At 70.7% G+C, this 16,123-nt stretch carries 17 protein-coding genes; 8 read left to right on the top strand and 9 right to left on the bottom strand.

What is annotated here, in order from left to right; all coding sequences use genetic code 11:
• The first annotated feature begins 64 nt into the window (after positions 1-64).
• From ychF to HBB12_RS16650, 3 genes are all read left to right on the top strand, one after another.
• Entirely contained in the window at positions 65-1,162 is a 1,098-nt protein-coding gene (gene ychF, locus HBB12_RS16660; RefSeq protein WP_236990367.1) for a redox-regulated ATPase YchF, read from the top strand.
• Between the two features lie 7 nt (positions 1,163-1,169).
• Entirely contained in the window at positions 1,170-1,835 is a 666-nt protein-coding gene (gene nfi, locus HBB12_RS16655) for a deoxyribonuclease V (RefSeq protein ID WP_236990366.1), read from the top strand.
• A gap of 64 nt (positions 1,836-1,899) precedes the next feature.
• Positions 1,900-2,898, top strand: coding sequence for a MaoC family dehydratase (locus HBB12_RS16650; RefSeq protein WP_236990365.1), 999 nt, complete (start codon positions 1,900-1,902; stop codon positions 2,896-2,898).
• 131 nt (positions 2,899-3,029) lie between these two features.
• Here HBB12_RS16650 and mtnA read toward each other — a convergent pair whose 3' ends face one another.
• The gene (mtnA, locus tag HBB12_RS16645) at positions 3,030-4,127 is read right to left on the bottom strand and encodes an S-methyl-5-thioribose-1-phosphate isomerase (protein ID WP_236990364.1); all 1,098 of its coding nucleotides are present in this window, start codon (positions 4,125-4,127) and stop codon (positions 3,030-3,032) included.
• A 308-nt stretch (positions 4,128-4,435) separates the two neighbouring features.
• Between mtnA and HBB12_RS16640 the strand changes: the two genes are divergently transcribed.
• A complete protein-coding gene (locus tag HBB12_RS16640; protein WP_236990363.1) occupies positions 4,436-4,591 on the top strand; it encodes a hypothetical protein in 156 nt (51 codons plus the stop codon).
• Between the two features lie 114 nt (positions 4,592-4,705).
• On the top strand, positions 4,706-4,990 hold the full coding sequence (locus tag HBB12_RS16635) for a PIN domain-containing protein (RefSeq protein WP_236990362.1): 285 nt from the start codon (positions 4,706-4,708) through the stop codon (positions 4,988-4,990).
• A gap of 40 nt (positions 4,991-5,030) precedes the next feature.
• Here HBB12_RS16635 and serA read toward each other — a convergent pair whose 3' ends face one another.
• Positions 5,031-6,629 (bottom strand): phosphoglycerate dehydrogenase, encoded by a 1,599-nt coding sequence (gene serA / locus HBB12_RS16630; protein WP_236990361.1) that lies wholly within the window; start codon positions 6,627-6,629, stop codon positions 5,031-5,033.
• A 392-nt stretch (positions 6,630-7,021) separates the two neighbouring features.
• Positions 7,022-8,197 carry a phosphoserine transaminase gene (locus tag HBB12_RS16625; protein ID WP_236990360.1) on the bottom strand — a complete coding sequence of 392 codons (1,176 nt, stop codon included), beginning with the start codon at positions 8,195-8,197 and terminating at the stop codon, positions 7,022-7,024.
• A 176-nt stretch (positions 8,198-8,373) separates the two neighbouring features.
• Between HBB12_RS16625 and HBB12_RS16620 the strand changes: the two genes are divergently transcribed.
• Positions 8,374-9,078 carry a TupB family ABC transporter permease gene (locus tag HBB12_RS16620; protein WP_236990359.1) on the top strand — a complete coding sequence of 235 codons (705 nt, stop codon included), beginning with the start codon at positions 8,374-8,376 and terminating at the stop codon, positions 9,076-9,078.
• Here HBB12_RS16620 and HBB12_RS16615 read toward each other — a convergent pair whose 3' ends face one another.
• The 5 genes from HBB12_RS16615 to HBB12_RS16595 form a co-directional block, all read right to left on the bottom strand.
• A complete protein-coding gene (locus HBB12_RS16615; RefSeq protein ID WP_442919281.1) occupies positions 9,079-9,918 on the bottom strand; it encodes an ABC transporter substrate-binding protein in 840 nt (279 codons plus the stop codon).
• 81 nt (positions 9,919-9,999) lie between these two features.
• Entirely contained in the window at positions 10,000-10,266 is a 267-nt protein-coding gene (locus HBB12_RS16610) for a hypothetical protein (protein ID WP_236990358.1), read from the bottom strand.
• The gene (locus HBB12_RS16605; protein WP_236990357.1) at positions 10,253-11,038 is read right to left on the bottom strand and encodes a Crp/Fnr family transcriptional regulator; all 786 of its coding nucleotides are present in this window, start codon (positions 11,036-11,038) and stop codon (positions 10,253-10,255) included. The genes HBB12_RS16610 and HBB12_RS16605 overlap by 14 nt, the downstream gene beginning before the upstream one ends.
• Positions 11,039-11,218: 180 nt before the next feature.
• Positions 11,219-11,947: a tRNA (guanosine(37)-N1)-methyltransferase TrmD gene (gene trmD, locus HBB12_RS16600; protein WP_236990356.1), complete on the bottom strand. Its 729-nt coding sequence runs from the start codon at positions 11,945-11,947 to the stop codon at positions 11,219-11,221.
• Positions 11,948-12,090: 143 nt separating this feature from the next.
• Positions 12,091-13,476 carry a deoxyribodipyrimidine photo-lyase gene (locus tag HBB12_RS16595; RefSeq protein WP_236990355.1) on the bottom strand — a complete coding sequence of 462 codons (1,386 nt, stop codon included), beginning with the start codon at positions 13,474-13,476 and terminating at the stop codon, positions 12,091-12,093.
• 381 nt (positions 13,477-13,857) lie between these two features.
• On the opposite strand from HBB12_RS16595, the gene HBB12_RS16590 reads away from it, so the two are divergent.
• Positions 13,858-14,049, top strand: a complete 192-nt coding sequence (locus HBB12_RS16590; protein ID WP_048429329.1) for a hypothetical protein — start codon at positions 13,858-13,860, stop codon at positions 14,047-14,049.
• Between the two features lie 28 nt (positions 14,050-14,077).
• Here the strand turns inward: HBB12_RS16590 and HBB12_RS16585 are convergent, their stop codons facing one another.
• A complete protein-coding gene (locus HBB12_RS16585; RefSeq protein ID WP_236990354.1) occupies positions 14,078-15,163 on the bottom strand; it encodes a TRAP transporter substrate-binding protein in 1,086 nt (361 codons plus the stop codon).
• Between the two features lie 201 nt (positions 15,164-15,364).
• On the opposite strand from HBB12_RS16585, the gene HBB12_RS16580 reads away from it, so the two are divergent.
• Positions 15,365-15,943, top strand: coding sequence for a tyrosine phosphatase family protein (locus tag HBB12_RS16580; RefSeq protein ID WP_236990353.1), 579 nt, complete (start codon positions 15,365-15,367; stop codon positions 15,941-15,943).
• Positions 15,944-16,123: the final 180 nt, after the last annotated feature.

Raw genomic sequence — 16,123 nt, 5'->3', positions numbered from 1 at the left:
ACCGCAATGGCGACGCACCAGACAAGCGGGCCGGCGGTCCAAGCAATTCGAACGGAACGATCTGATGGGCTTCAAATGCGGCATCGTCGGCCTGCCGAACGTCGGCAAGTCGACGCTCTTCAACGCGCTGACGCAGACCGCGGCGGCGCAGGCGGCGAACTATCCGTTCTGCACCATCGAGCCCAACGTGGGCGAGGTGGCGGTGCCGGATAGCCGGCTCGACGACCTCGCCCGGATCGCCTCCTCGAAGGAGATCATCCCGACCCGCCTGACCTTCGTCGACATCGCCGGCCTGGTCCGCGGCGCCTCGAAGGGGGAGGGCCTCGGCAACCAGTTCCTCGCCAACATCCGCGAGGTCGACGCCATCGCGCATGTCGTGCGCTGCTTCGAGGACGGCGACGTCACCCACGTCGAGGGCAAGGTCGACCCGATCGCCGACATCGAGACGATCGAGACCGAGCTGATGCTCGCCGACCTCGACAGCCTCGAGAAGCGCCTCACCGCGCTCGAGAAGAAAGCCAAGGGCGCCGACAAGGAAGCCAAGGAGACCCTCGACCTCGTCCAGCGCGCCCTCCCGCTCCTGCGCGACGGCAAGCCGGCCCGCCTCGTCCAGCGCAAGGCCGAGGAGGAGCGCCTGTTCTCGCAGCTCGGCCTGATGACGGCCAAGCCCGTGCTCTACGTCTGCAACGTCGAGGAAGGCGCGGCCGATTCGGGCAACGCCCATTCGGCCGCCGTCTTCGCCCGCGCGAAGGAGGAGGGCGCCAAGGCGGTCGTCGTCTCGGCCAAGATCGAGAGCGAGATCGCGGTGCTGCCGCCGGCCGAACAGGTCGAGTACCTGGAGGCGGTCGGCCTCGCCGAGCCGGGCCTGAACCGGGTGATCCGCGCCGGCTACGAGTTGCTCGGCCTCATCACCTACTTCACCGTGGGCCCCAAGGAGGCGCGGGCCTGGACCATCACCAAGGGCACCCGCGCGCCTGCCGCCGCCGGGGTGATCCACACCGACTTCGAGAAGGGCTTCATCCGCGCCGAGACCATCGCCTTTGCCGATTACACGGCGCTGAAGGGCGAGGCCGGGGCCCGCGAGGCCGGCAAGCTCCGGCTCGAAGGCAAGGAGTACCTGGTACAGGACGGCGACGTGCTGCATTTCCGCTTCGCCAACTGACGAGCCGATGGATCTCGTCCGGCGCCACGACTGGAACCTGACGCCGACGCGAGCGGTGGCGCTCCAGCGTGAGCTCGCCGACGAGATCGTGGCCGACAAAGCCCTCGATCTCGACGCCGTGCGGCTCGTCGCCGGCGTCGACGTCAGCGTGAAGAACGACCGGTCGCACGCGGCGATCGTGGTCGCGACCTATCCGGATTTCCGGGTGGTCGAGACCGTGACGGCCTTGATGCCGACGCCGTTCCCCTACGTGCCGGGCTTGCTGAGCTTTCGCGAGGGCCCGGTGCTGGAAGAGGCGTTCGGGCGCTTGAAGGCCGAGCCGGACGTGTTCCTGTTCGACGGCATGGGAACGGCGCATCCGCGCCGCATCGGCATCGCCAGCCATCTGGGCCTGTGGCTCCAGCGTCCGACGATCGGGGTCGGCAAGACCCGGCTCTGCGGCCGCAACGCCCCGCTCGCCGAGGAGAAGGGCGCCCACCAGCCCTTGATCGACAAGGGTGAGACGATCGGCGCGGTGGTCCGCACCCGCACGGGCAAGCACCCGCTCTTCATCTCGCCGGGGCACCTCGCCGACATCCCGTCGAGCGTCGCCCTGGTGCTGGCCTGTGCGCCGAAATTCCGCCTGCCCGAGCCGATCCGCCTCGCCCACAAGGCCGCGGGGGCCTTCGGTTAAAGGCGTTTGCGTCAGACCTTCGCCGTGCTAGCCCGGCGGCCCGCAACGCCGCCGGACGCTCCCCATGCCCCGTTATTGCTTCGAGGATCTCACGCCCGGCGTCACGCTCGATTTCGGGCCGCTAGTCGTGAGCCGCGACGACATCGTGGGCTTTGCCCGCGAATTCGATCCGCAGGGCTTCCACACCGACGAGGCGGCGGCGAAAGAGAGCTTCGTCGGCGGGCTGATCGCCTCGGGCTGGCATACCTGCGCGCTCGGCATGCGGCTCGTCGCCGACGGCTTCATCCTGCAATCGAGCTCGATGGGCTCGCCCGGCATCGAGGAGGTGCGCTGGCTGCGCCCGGTGCGGCCGGGTGATGAACTGTCGATGCGGATGAGCGTGACCGAGAGCCGGCCCTCCGGCAGCAAGCCCGACCGCGGCTTCGTGCGCTTCCTGCTCACGATCACCAACGGCGCCGGACAGCCGGTGATGACCCAGGATTTCTGGGCGATGTTCGGCAAGGCCGGCACGCCGCCGCTGCCGCCCCGTCCGCGCCCGCCGGAGGAGCCGGCGCCGGCCGCTCTGCCCGACGGTGAGGCGCTGCCCTCCGCCTACCTGGAGGACATGCCGCTGAACCGGTCTTTCGACCTCGGCGCGCACCACTTCACCCGCGACGACATCCTGCGCTTCGCCCGCGCCTTCGACCCGCAGCCGTTCCACGTCGACGAGGCGGCGGCCGCGCAGACGCATTTCGGCGGCTTGTGCGCCTCGGGCTGGCACACGGCGGCGGCGTGGATGAAGCGGATGGTGGCGGGCCGCGACCGCGGCCGGGCGCTCGCGATGCAGCGCGGCGAGCCGATCGTCGAAGGCGGGCCTTCGCCGGGCTTTCGCGACCTGCAATGGTTGAAGCCCGTCTATGCCGGCGACACGATCCGCTACGACGTGACCCTGACCGAGGCCCGGCCCTCGCGCACCCGGCCGGGCTGGGGCGTCGTCAGCCACACGGCGACGGGAACCAACCAGCGCGGGGAGCCGGTGTTCCGATTCTCGGGGGCGTGGCTGGCGCCGAGCCGGGGGGCGTGATCGGCGGTCCGCTCGGGGCCCGTGACCCGCAGGGTCGTTCCACCCTCCATCGTCATCCCGGGTTCCGCGACGCGGCCCCGGGATGACCCTGTGAGGTGGACGTGTCGTCTCTCGTTCTGCAACGAGGCAGTCTACGCCGCCGCCCTCCGCTCCGGATACAGCCCGAGCAGCCCCTCCGGCGTCGCCTCCGCCACGCCGCGCTCGGTGATGATGCCGGTGACGAGCCGAGCCGGGGTCACGTCGAAGGCCGGGTTCGCCACGGGGCTGCCGGGCGAGACCACCGCCACGGTGGCGAAGGCGCCGTCGTCGGTGCGGCCGGTGAGGTGGGTCACCTCGCGGGCGTCGCGCTCCTCGATCGGGATGCCGGCGACGCCGTCGGTGAGCGTCCAGTCGATCGTCGAGAACGGGAGCGCGGCGTAGAACGGCACGCCGCAATCGCGGGCGGCGAGCGCCTTCAGGTAGGTGCCGATCTTGTTGCAGACGTCGCCGGTCGAGGTGGTGCGGTCCGATCCGACGATGCAGAGATCGACCTGCCCATGCTGCATGAGATGCCCGCCGGCATTGTCGGCGATCACCGTGTGGGGGACGCCGTGGGCTTTGAGCTCGTAGGCGGTGAGCGCCGCGCCCTGGTTGCGCGGGCGGGTCTCGTCGACCCAGACATGGATCGGCAGACCGGCATCGTGCGCGACGTAGATCGGCGCCAGCGCCGTGCCCCAATCGACAGTCGCGAGCCAGCCCGCATTGCAGTGGGTCAGGACGTTGACCGGTCCGCTCTTCGTGCGGGCGATGTCGGCGATCAAGGCCGCCCCGTGCTCGCCGATCGCCCGGCAGCTCGCCACGTCCTCGTCGGCGATGCGGGCGGCCTCCGCGAAGGCGGCGGCCTCGCGCTCGGCCGGGGCGAGGGGGTGCAGCAGGCCTGCGACCCGGGCGAGGGCCCAGGCCAGGTTGATCGCTGTCGGCCGCGTGGCGGCGAGCCGCGCCCGCGCCCCGTCGAGGTTGCGGTCGGACGGGTCCTCCCGCATCGCCAGCGCCAGCCCGTAGGCGGCGGTGGCGCCGATCAGCGGCGCACCGCGCACGATCATGGTGCGGATCGCGATGGCGGCCTCCGCCTCGGTCGTGAGCGTCCTCGTCTCGAAGGCGAAGGGCAGGCGGGTCTGGTCGATGACGCAGATCCCCTCGCCGTCGGGCGCGGGGAAGATGGTGCGGTAGTGGCGGCCGTCGATCTTCATGGGGCGGGGTTTAGCACGAAAGGTGGGGTGGGGGAGCCTGCACGGTGGCGCGCCTGAGAGCGTGTCGGCGCGCAGCCACGCCCGGGCATCGGCGGGACATCGTTTCGCGACAAGGCGTGCCCTTCGGACCACCCCGGCGAGAGGATCGGTCCGGCGTCCGAGGACGATGATCCGGCACATGCCCATCCGTGCTATGGTGTCGATCGAGATCGGGAGATCGTCATGAAGGCGATGGTTTTGCCCAATGGGAGCCTCAGCCTTCCCGCTGCCCTGCGCGAGAGGCACGGCCTCGCGCAGGGGGGGAAGTCTTGGTCGAGGATACCGGCGATGCGATCGTGCTGCGTACGCTGGATCAGGCCGTCGCTCGGGCCCAAGCCTTGAGCCGCCGCTTGGTCGCGGGGCGGGCCGGTGCGTCGGTCGACGACTTTCTCGCGGCGCGTGCCGGCGACACAGGGGCCGAATGAGCGTCTTCGTTCTGGATGCCTCGGCCCTTCTCGCCCTCCTGCTCGACGAGCCGGGCGCGGATCGCGTCAAGGCCGTCATCGATGGCGCCGCCATGGGGGCCGTGAACTGGGCGCGTGAACTGGGCGGAGGTCGTCAGCCACTACGCCAAGCTCGGTGCGGCGCGTTCCGACATCGAGGCGATGCTGCGGCCGCTCCCGATTCGCGTCGTGCCGGCGGATGCGGACCTGTCCGTCTCCGCCGGGATGTTGAGGCCGATCACGCTGCATCTCGGCCTGTCGCTCGGCGACCGCTACTGCCTGGCCTTGGCCAGGCGGGAGGCTGCGACGGCGCTGACGGCGGAGCGGCGCTGGCGCGACATCGCGGCCACCGCGGCCGTCGCGGTCGAAACCATCCGCTGAGGAGGCGGGACGCCATCCGGCAATCCCGCCTCACGCCCCTTCAGAACCGTACCGCCCGCGCCCGCTTCACCTGCGGAATCGCCTCGATCGCCTGCAGGAGGTCGGGCGAGACCGCCTCGTCGATGGCGGCAAAGCAGATCGCGTCGCCGCCCGGCCGGTCGCGGCCGAGATGGAAGGTGGCGACGTTGACGCCGGCCTCGCCCATCAGCGTGCCGAACCGGCCGATGAAGCCGGGCTGGTCGGCGTTGCGGATGTAGAGCATGTGCGGCGCCACCGCGGCCTCGAGCGCGATGCCGCGGATCTCGACGAAGCGCGGGCGGCCGTCGCCGAACACCGTGCCGGCGGCGTCGCGGGGCATGTCCTCGGCCTCGACCGTCAGGTGGAGGCGCGACGCGTAGGGGCCCTCGACGGCGGTGCGGGTCGCGGTCTCGACCTGGATGCCGCGGGCCCGCGCCACCTCGATCGCCGAGACCATGTTGACGCCCTCCAGGAACGGCCGCAGCGCGCCGGTCACCGCGGCCGCGGTGAGCGCCTTGGTGTTCAGCTCCGCCGCCTCGCCCTCGTAGACGAGGCGGATGCCGCGGATCGGCGCCTCGGTGAGCTGGCCGAGGAACGAGCCCAGCTGCTCGGCGAGCGTCACGTAGGGCCGCAGGCGCGGCGCCTCCTCGGCGGAGATCGACGGGAAGTTGACCGCGTTGCGGATCGCGCCGTGGAGCAGGTAGTCGCTCATCTGCTCGGCGACCTGGAGCGCCACGTTCTCCTGCGCCTCGGTGGTCGAGGCGCCGAGATGCGGCGTGCAGACCATGTTCGGATGGCCGAACAGCACGTTGTCCTTGGCCGGCTCCTCGGTGAACACGTCGAAGGCCGCGCCCGCGACGTGGCCGGATTCGAGAGCGGCGCGCAAGGCCACCTCGTCGACGAGGCCGCCGCGGGCGCAGTTGACGATCCGCACGCCGGGCTTGGTGCGCGCCAGCGCCTCACCTGAGAGGATGTTGCGGGTCTTGTCGGTGAGCGGGACGTGCAGGGTGATGACGTCGGCCCGGCGCAGGAGGTCGTCGAGCTCCACCTTCTCGACGCCCAAAGCCACGGCGCGCTCGGGCGTCAGGAACGGGTCGTAGGCGATGACCCGCATCCTGAGGCCGATGCCGCGGTCGGCCACGATCGCCCCGATATTGCCGCAGCCGATGACCCCGAGGGTCTTCGCCGTCAGCTCGATGCCGAGGAAACGGTTCTTCTCCCAGCGACCCGCTTGCGTCGAGGCGTCGGCCTGCGGGATCTGGCGGGCGAGCGAGAGCATCAGCGCGATGGCGTGCTCGGCGGTGGTCACGGCGTTGCCGTGCGGCGTGTTCATCACGATCACGCCGCGGGCGGTCGCGGCGGGCACGTCGATCGTGTCGACGCCGATGCCGGCCCGGCCGATCACCGCGAGGCGGCCGGCGCGCTCCAGGAGCGCGGCGGACACCTTCGTGGTCGAGCGGACGGCGAGGCCGTCATACTCGCCGATGGCCGCGGCGAGGGCTTCCTTGTCCTTGCCGAGCTCGGGGCGGAGATCGGCCTGGATGCCGCGCTCGCGGAAGATCGCGATCGCCGCGGGGGAAAGGGTGTCGGAGATCAGGACTTTTTTGATGGGGGTGGGCATGGCGAGCCTCGAACGGGGTCGCGCCATCGCCCCGCTGAGGGAGCGGGTCGGCCGGGGGCTCGCGCGGTCACACCGGGTTGTGCGCATCCTCCTCTCCCCGCGGGCGGGGAGAGGGCTGTTGACCCCTTGTCGGGTCAACAGCGAGGCGGCAGCCGAGGGTGAGGGGGTGGTGCCGGAAGAGTCTCATCCGGAGACACCCCCTCACCCTCGCTCCGGCTGCCCCTGCGCTCGTCGCTTGCACACCAAGGTGCAAGCGACCCTCTCCCCGCCCGCGGGGAGAGGAGAGAACCCGCGCTTCATTCGGCAATGTGTGATCGTCGTGGGCCACGCCCGGCCGACGCCGGCTCCCGCTCATGCGGGGTTCCGGCGCCAAGATACGGCGATGGTGGGCGTCAGGCCGCCTGGGTCAGGCGAGCCTTCTCCTGGGCGAAGGCCCAGTCGAGCCACGGCGTCAGGGCCTCCAGGTCGGACGCCTCGACCGTGGCGCCGCACCAGATCCGCAGGCCGGGAGGCGCGTCGCGGTACGAGCCGATATCGAGGGCGACGCCCTCGCGCTCGAGCGCCGTCGTGATGCCCTTGGCGACGGAGGCCACGGCCTCGGGGCCGCGCCCGACCACGTCGGGATCGCTCACCACCAGGCAGACGCTGGTGTTGGACGCCGTCGCCGGATCCTCGGCGAGATTGGCGATCCAGGGCGTGCGGGCGACCCAGTCGGCGATGACGCCGGCATTGCGGTCGGCGCGGGCGCGCAGGGCCGGCAGCCCCCCGAGCTTGTCCGCCCACAGGAGCGCGTCGATATAGTCCTCGACCGCCAGCATCGAGGGCGTGTTGATGGTCTCGCCCTGGAAGATGCCCTCGATCAGCTTGCCGCCCTTGGTCATGCGGAAGATCTTCGGCATCGGCCAGGCCGGGACGTGGCTCTCCAGCCGCGCGACGGCGCGGGGCGAGAGGATCAGCATGCCGTGCGCCGCCTCGCCGCCGAGCACCTTCTGCCAGGAGAAGGTGACGACATCGAGCTTTGGCCAGTCGAGGTCCTGCGCGAAGGCCGCCGAGGTGGCGTCGCAGATCGTCAGGCCCTCGCGGTCGGCGGCGATCCAGTCGGCGTTCGGCACGCGCACGCCCGAGGTGGTGCCGTTCCAGGTGAACACCACGTCGCGGGTGCGGGTGTCGACGGTGGAGAGGTCGGGCAGGCGGCCATAGGGCGCCTTGACGACCCGGGCGTCGAGCTTGAGCTGCTTGATCGCGTCGGTGACCCAGGTCTCGCCGAAGGATTCCCAGGCCAGCATGTCGACCGGGCGGGCGCCGAGCAGCGACCACATCGCCATCTCGACGGCGCCGGTATCGGAGGCCGGCACGATGCCGATGCGGTAGTCGGCCGGAACCTGCAAGACCGTGCGGGTGAGGTCGATGGCTTGCTTGAGCTTGGCCTTGCCGAGCTTCGCCCGGTGCGAGCGGCCGAGCGCCGCGTCGGAGAGGGCCTCGGGGGTCCAGCCGGGGCGCTTGGCGCAGGGGCCGGAGGAGAAGAAGGGCGCGCGCGGGCGCACCTCGGGGAGGCGGGTCGTCGTCATGCTGGTGTCCATCCTTCCAGATGGGCGCCTCCCGGTGGGGGGAGGTGTCCCGCCGCCGGGGATGCGCCGCGCCGGCGGCTGCGTCAAGCCCGTCTTCGCTGTGCCCTGGCCCGCCGCCGTCCCGCCGGATACGACGGGAACGGCAAGACGGGGGTGACATGCAAGACGGGGGTGACATGGACGAGTTCGCGCGCGCCCTGGGGCTGGCGGTCGCGATGATTCTGCGGGCGGATCCCGATCTCGTCGCCATCGTCGGCCTGTCGCTGCGGGTCAGCCTCACGGCGGCCGGCCTCGGCTTCCTCCTCGGCGCGCCTTTGGGGGCGCTGCTCGCCGCGACCCGGTTTCCCGGCCGCGGGCTGTTCCTCGTCCTCGTCAACGCGCTGCTCGGCCTGCCGCCGGTGGTGGTCGGGCTCGTGCTGTACCTGCTGGTCTCGCGCTCGGGGCCGCTCGGGAGCCTCGGCCTGCTGTTCACGCCGGGCGCCATGGTGATCGCGCAAGGGGCGCTCGCCCTGCCGATCGTGGCGGCGCTCTCGCATCGCACCTGCGAGGCCCTGTGGGCCGAATACGGCGATGCCTTGCGGGTCGACGGGGTGGGCACGGGCCACGCGGCCCTGATCCTGCTCGCCATGGCGCCGGCTCCCCTCGTCACCGCGTTCCTCGCGGCGTTCGGAAGGGCGATCGCCGAGGTCGGCGCCATTCTGATGGTCGGAGGCAACATCCGCGGCTACACCCGCACCATGACGACCAGCATCGCGCTCGAGACGAGCCGCGGCGACCTGGCGCTGGCCTTGGGCTTAGGCCTCGTCCTCGTCAGCCTGACGCTGGTGGTGAGCGCCGCCGCCTTCGGGATCAACCGGGTGGCGGCGCTGCCGCGGGCCTGATTACTGGCTCGGCATCGTGCCGGTCGGGAAGAACAGCTGCTCGCCGTTGATCTTGAACGAGGCGATGGCTGCCCGGCCGCGCTCGGAAGTGAGCCACTCGTGCCAGATCCTGGCATCGGCCGCATGGATCTGCGGGTTCTTCGACGGGTTCACCAGGATCGAACCGTAGGGGTTGAACAGGGCGGGATCGCCCTGGACCAGGATCACCAGGTTCTGGCGGTTCTTGAAGCTCGCCCAGGTCGCCCGGTCGGTGAGGGTGTAGGCGTCCATCGCGGCCGCCGCGTTGAGCGTCGGGCCCATGCCCTGGCCGAGCTCTCGGTAGCCGCTCCCCAGGCCGCGGGCGTCGATGCCGGCCTTCTTCCACAGGCGCAGTTCGGTACGGTTGGTGCCGCTGTCGTCGCCGCGGCTGGCGAAGGGGGCCTTCGCCTTGGCGATGCGGGCGAGCGCGTCCGTCGCGTCGCGCCCGCCCTTGATCCCGGCCGGGTCGGCGGCCGGCCCGACGATCACGAAGTCGTTTGCCATCACGTCGCGGCGGTCGAGGCCGTGGCCCTCGGTGACGAACTTGTCCTCGCCGGGCCGGTCGTGGACGAGGAGCGCGTCGGCGTCGCCCTTGGCGCCGATGGCGAGCGCCTGGCCGGTGCCGACGGCGACGACCCGCACCGCGATGCCGGTCTCCCGCTGGAAGATCGGCAGCAGGTGGCCGAACAGGCCCGATTGCTCGGTGGAGGTGGTCGAGGCCAGCGTGATCGCCCGATCCTGCGCGGCTGCGGGCCGGCCGAGGGCCGGCGCGAGGGCCAGCAGGGCGAGAAGGGCGAGGCGGCGCGGGATCGAGCGGCTCACGGACGGGGCTCCGGTGGGGTGTCGGGCCAGCGATACCCCGTAGCCCCGGTCCGACGCCAGGGTGTATCGGCCGGCGCGGCATCAACCCTTCGTCGCCGGCCCCGCTGCCGCGAGGCTGTTGGCGATGGTGGCGAGCATGGCGGCGGCGTAGGACGCGGTCTGCGGCTCGTGCCCGTCCTCGACCAGGCGGCGCTTGGTCTCGATCACGGTCTCCACCGCCTCGATCACCTCGTCCGCCGGGATCACGCCGCGCTCGACGAGGACGAGCATCAGGCTCTCGACCAGCATCAGGGCGGCTTGGGCCGCGGCGGCATGGAACCGGTCCATCCCGTCCTCAGGGACCGGCATCGTCGCCGCCCTGTCCGGCTTCCGCCTCCCGCCGCCCGACGAATTCCGGGGCGTCGCGCTCCGACATGTCGAGGAGCGGCCCGGCGATCCGCACCAGGGCATCGAGGTCGCCGATCGTCACCCGGCGCCCCCGCATGGTGACGACGCCGTCCTCCCGGAACGACCGCAGCACCCGGTTGACGTGCACGTTCGAGATGCCGAGATGGTCGCCGATCTGCTCCTGGGTCATCGGCAGGTCGTAGGCCATCGCCCCCGGCGCCAGCACGCCCGAGCGGATCAGGCGGCCGCGGAAATCGACCAGCAGCATCGCCAGGCGCTCGTCGGCACTGCCGCGGCCGAGCCCGACGACCCAGTTGTGCAGCCGGCGCTCCTCCTCGATCACCTGCCACAGGCAGCGGGTCGCGAGGTCGGTGTCGCGCTCGTAGGCTTCGCGCAGGGTGCGGTGGTCGACCTGCTCGACCAGGATCTCGGACAGGGCCTGGACCGCGTCCGGGCTGTGGGTGACGAACAGGCTTTTGACCGCGAACAGGTCGCCGGGCAGGAAGATCAGGATGAACTGGCTGCGCCCGTCCTCCAGGGTGCGCAGGCGGCCGACCCAGCCCTTGCGCAGGCGGAAGATCGTGGTGTTCGGGCTGTCGGCCGCCACCAGCAGCCGGCCGGCCGGGTAGAGGCGACCGGTGCCTTCCATCACCCGGTCGAGAGCCGCCTCGCCCCGCCGCAGGGACTCCAGGATCTCGGGCCGGTGCAGCAGGTAGCGGGCGGAATCGGGCATGGCGGCGCGGAAGGTCCGGGGCAGGGCGGTCCGGGAATGCGTCGCCGGAAGAAAGCGGCAAGGGACGGCGCCGGGCGATGGTGACCCTCTAGGAAGGACCGTCCCCGCGGACATTTACCTGTGTTGTCTTTTCCGCATCCTGCGCCGGGGTGTCCCCAGGCGTCGACGATCCGCCGCCGCTCAGGGCATGCGGCCCGGTGCCGGGAGGTCCGGGACGAGGTCCGGGCGGCGCTCGCGGGTGAGCCGGGCGGATTCCGCCGCCCGCCAGCGGGCGATCGCCGCATGGTTGCCGCCGGTCAGCACCTCGGGGATCTCGCGTCCCTCCCAGTCCCGCGGCCTCGTGTAGTGCGGGTATTCGAGGCCGCCGCTCTCGAAGCTCTCCTCCACGCCGGAGGCGTGCTTGCCCATCGTGCCGGGCAGGAGGCGCACGCAGGCATCGAGCAGCACCAGGGCTGCGGGCTCGCCCCCCGACAGGACGTAATCGCCGATCGAGACCTCCTCGAGGGCGCGTCCCGCGATCACCCGCTCGTCGACGCCCTCGAACCGGCCGCAGACCACGATGACGCCCGGCCCCTCGCTCAGCGCCCGGACGCGTCCTTGCGTCAGCGGCCGGCCGCGCGGGCTCATCAGCAGGCGCGGGCGGGGATCGTCGGCGGAGGAGGCGGCATCGATCGCGGCGGCGAGCACGTCGCAGCGCAGCACCATCCCGGCCCCGCCACCGGCCGGCGTGTCGTCCACCGCCCGGTGCCGGCCGATGCCGTGGTCGCGGATGTTGCGCGCCTCCAGGCTCCAGGCGCCTCGCGCCAGGGCATCGCCGGCGAGCGACAGCCCGAGATGGCCGGGGAACATCTCAGGGTACAGGGTCAGGATCGTGGCGCGCCAGGGCGCGAGGGAGGTGGGGGAGGTCATGCGGGTTGATGGCGCCGGCGCATGGGGCGGTCAACCATGGGCTGGCTCGAGGGTGATCCTTCCTCTCCCATTCGCAACCTCATCCCGAGGTCGCGTGTGGGATCGAGAAAATCCCTCTCGGCTTGCCCGAACACGTGCTGTCTTCACGCCTCCGCCGCGCACAACGCGTCGACCGCCTTCAGGTAGGCCTTGGCGTCGAATTTCTTGAGCGTGTTCGGCCCGAGATAGCGCACGGTGCCGAACACCTTGCGCCGGCCCCACGGCCGGTCGTGCAGGCCGAACAGCCAGCCGACATTGGTGAAGGAGTTCGCGTCGCGCCCGTCGAGGAAGTAGCGGTTGTTGAGCCGTAACGTTACCGCGAAGGCCTCTTCGGGCGAGGGCGACCATTCGAGGATCTTCTTGCCCCAGTACATACGCAGGTGGTTGTGCATGTAGCCGGTCTCGCGCATCTCGCGCATCGCGGCGTTCCAGTATTCGTCGTGGGTGCGGCCTTGCGCCAGCGCCTCCTCGTCGTAGAGGTGCGGGCGCGGATCGCCGGCGTGTTCCGCCAGAGCCTTGCGGGACCAGTCCGGCAAAGCCGTCTCGTAGCGCTCATAGCCCGGATTGGTGTGGACGTGGTTCATCGCCAATTCGCGCCGGACGATCAGCTCCTCCAGGAACGCCGCCCGGTCCTCCGGGCCGCCTTTCTTGGCCGCCTGCACCTTGAGGGCCGCGGCCACCGGCGAGATCTGGCCGAAATGCAGGTAGGGGCTCAGGTGCGAGGCCGCCCCCGCCTCGGGCCGGTTGCGCACGGTGCCGTAATCGGCGAAGGGCCCGGCGAGATAGGCCTCCAGCCGGCGATACGCCTCGATCTCGCCGCCGCGGAAGCGGCGCACCGGCGGCACGGAGCGGTCGAGGGTCATCGCGGCGAGCGCCGCATCGGGATCCGAGACGTCGATGTCGCTCTTCAAATCCAGGTCGTCGGCCGGATGCTTGACCTTCCGCGCCCGCAACGGCGCCAGATAGGGTTCCCAGGTCTTGTGCAGCTTCGGCCGCAGCGTCCGGGCGGCGAATTCGTGCTTGGTCGAAGCGACCTCGACCGGCACGACCACGTCGCCCTCGACCTGGATCAGCCGGCCGTCGAATTTCTTTTCGATCTCGGCGTACCAGCCCTTCTGGATCGTCAGGTAGCCGCGATCGAGCACCAACACCGCGGCTCGTTTGCCCAAATCGAGGGCAGCTTTCGCCGGCGTCGCGCGACGCAGCACGAAGGCGATGCCGCGGCGTTCGAGGCCGGCCTTGGCGTCGGCGAGGCCCTGGAGCAGGAAGGCGTAGTGGCGGGCATTGGCCTCGGGGAAATGGGCGCCGCCGTCGAGGAGGCCGAACCCCGCCACCACCGGCAGCCCGAGGCGGTTGGCCTCCTCGACGGCGACTTCGAGGGCCGGGTTGTCGCGGCTGCGCATGCCCTGCTGCATCAGGTAGAGCACGTAGGCGCCCTCCCGCGGCTCCATATCCTTCAGAACCCGGATCCGCCCCGCCTGAATCGCCATTTCCGCACCCCCGCCAGTGCGCCCGAACTAGGCCGTAGCAGGGCGCGATCCAGCGCGGCGCGCCGTCGCTGCCTGCGAAAGCGGCAGCGCTGCCGATAATCGCGCCTTGCCATCCGGCAGCGCACACCTATGTTATTGCAGTGCGGGAACGCGATGGCGTCGCGATCCCGCTGCCCTCCTTGGGCGTTTCCTCCCTAGACTTCGGGCCGCTCGCAAGAGTGGCCTTTTTTCTTTTTGCCTATTCTTTCAACAAAGGATTTTTGCCAGCTTCCTCCTGCGTCCGGTGGAGCTTATGGCCGCGCTCCGCGTTGTCCCCTGTACGCTGGCCCGCCTCGTGCATCGCGGGGCGATCGGAGCCGGGCGTGAGGGAGCGGTCGAGCGATGCGGCAATTCACTTTGCGGGTCGAGGAAAGCGGGGAAGGCCTCGTCTGCATCACCAGCCCGGAGATCAAGAGCCTGTTCGTGGCCGACGAGACCCTGGCCGGTGCCCTGGAGGCGGTGCCGAGCGTGGTGCGCGCGCTGATGCGCGAGGAGGGCCGCGGCACCTTGCCGGGCGAGGAGGCCGCCGAATAGGCGCCTCCCGGCCTCGGCGCGGTATCGATCAACCCCGCGCCCGCGCCCGGATCATGAAGTTGTCGTAGGTATACTCGGCGACCTGGAACCAGAGGTATTCCTCATTGCGAAAGGTCTTCAGCGCGTCGTAGAGGCGCTTGAAGTCCGGGTTCTTGGCGCCGAGATCGGCGTAGATCTCGTTCGCGGCCTTGAGGGCGGCCTCCATCACCTCCTGGGGGAACGGGCGTAATTGCGCGCCGCCGCCGACGAGGCGCCGCAGGGCGGCCGGGTTGCGCGCGTCGTACTTGGCCTGGAGGTCGACGTTGACGGTCGCCGCCACCGCCTGCACGATCGCCCGATAGGCCTTGGGCAGTTCGGCCCATTTCTGGGCGTTGAACCAGAAGTGCAGCATCGTGCCGCCCTCCCAGAAGCCCGGATAATAGTAGAACGGCGCCACCTTGTTGAGGCCGAGCTTCTCGTCGTCGTAGGGGCCGATCCACTCGGCGGCATCGAGGGTCTTCCCTTCGAGCGCGGCGTAGAGGTCGGCACCCGGCATCGTCTGGGTCGCGACGCCGAGCTTGGCGAGCACGTTCGCGCCGAGGCCGGCGATGCGGAAGCGCAGGCCCTGAAGGTCGGCGACCGACTTCACCTCGCGCCGGAACCAGCCGCCCATCTGCGTGCCGGTATTGCCGCCGGGGAGCGCGTAGAGCTTGTTCTTGGCGAAGATCTCGTTGAACAGGTCGAGCGCCCCGCCCTGATACATCCAGGCATTCTGCTGGCGGGCATTGAGGCCGAAGGGGATCGCGGTGGCGAGCGCGTAGGTCGGGTCGCGGCCGACCTCGTAATAGGCCGCCGAATAGGCCATCTCCAGGGTTCCGCCCCCGACCGAATCGAGGAGCGCGGCGGAGTCGCCCGCTTGAGCGGCCGCGACCTCGATCTGGAAGCGGTTGTCCGTCGCCTCGGCGACGAGGCGGGAGAAGAGCTCGGCGGCGCCGTAGAGCGCGTCGAGGTTGCGCGGGAACGCCGATTGCAGCCGCCAGCGCAGCTCGGGCGCGCTTTGCGCCACGGCCGGGGCCGCGATGGCGGCGCTGCCGGCGAGGCCGATGCCGGCCGTCAGGATGTCGCGACGCTTCATGCCTCTCCTCGATCGGCGCCAATGCCCTCGATGCGCCACAGGTAGCGCGCTTCCGGCGAAAGCGCACCCGGGCTCGCGCGCCATGATCGCGCGCCATGCCGCTGCGCGAATCTCTCGTGCGGGACCCAACCCTATGATAATTCCGGGCCGATCCCGCGGCGGCGCACCGGCGCCCCGCCCCTCGCCGGAGCGCGACCCGCCGTGAAGCCCGAACCGATCTCCCTGAACACGGTCTGCGGCCTCGAGGAACTGGGCCATCACTCGACCCGCGGCGTCACCCACGTGCTGTCGATCCTCGATCCGGCCTGGCCCGAGCCCGAGGCCTTCGGCGCCTACGACGCGCATCACCGCACCACGTTGCGCTTCCACGACATCATCGAGCCGATCGACGGCCAGATCCTGCCCGAGCGCCGCGACGTCGAGGCGATCCTGCGCTTCGGCGAGGACCTGGCGGCCGAGCGGGCGCGGCGCAAGACCCATCTCCTGATCCACTGCCATGCCGGTATCTCCCGCTCCACCGCCGCGATGACGATGCTCCTCGGCCAGGCCCATCCCGATCTCGACGCGCAGGCGGTCGTCGCCAAGGTCCACTTCTTACGCGAAAAGGCCTGGCCCAATGCCCGGATGATCGCCTTCGCGGACGAGGCGCTGGGCTATGACGGCAGCCTCACGGAAGCCGTGCGCCGCCTGCACGCCGAGCAGCTGCGGGTGCGGCCGCACCTCGTCGAGCTGATGCGGGGCTTGGGGCGGGGGCAGGAGGTGGATGCGGCTCTGGCCTGAGACATCGCATCCTGTTCTCCCAGAAGGCGTCCCGGGCGCCTTCGCTTCACACGAGGGCCACTGTCGTATCTTGGATTATCGTTGCGGCACGTTTGGGCGAGAGCTACAAATGTCTCGCGCAGCCGGAGATCGACAGGCGAACGACGCCTTTCAGGTTTTTCTGTTCCGTAAACGACTGCG

Origin of the sequence: Methylobacterium sp. SyP6R, from assembly GCF_019216885.1 — a bacterium.
Lineage (GTDB): Bacteria > Pseudomonadota > Alphaproteobacteria > Rhizobiales > Beijerinckiaceae > Methylobacterium.
This window is presented reverse-complemented; position numbering and strand designations above follow the sequence as displayed.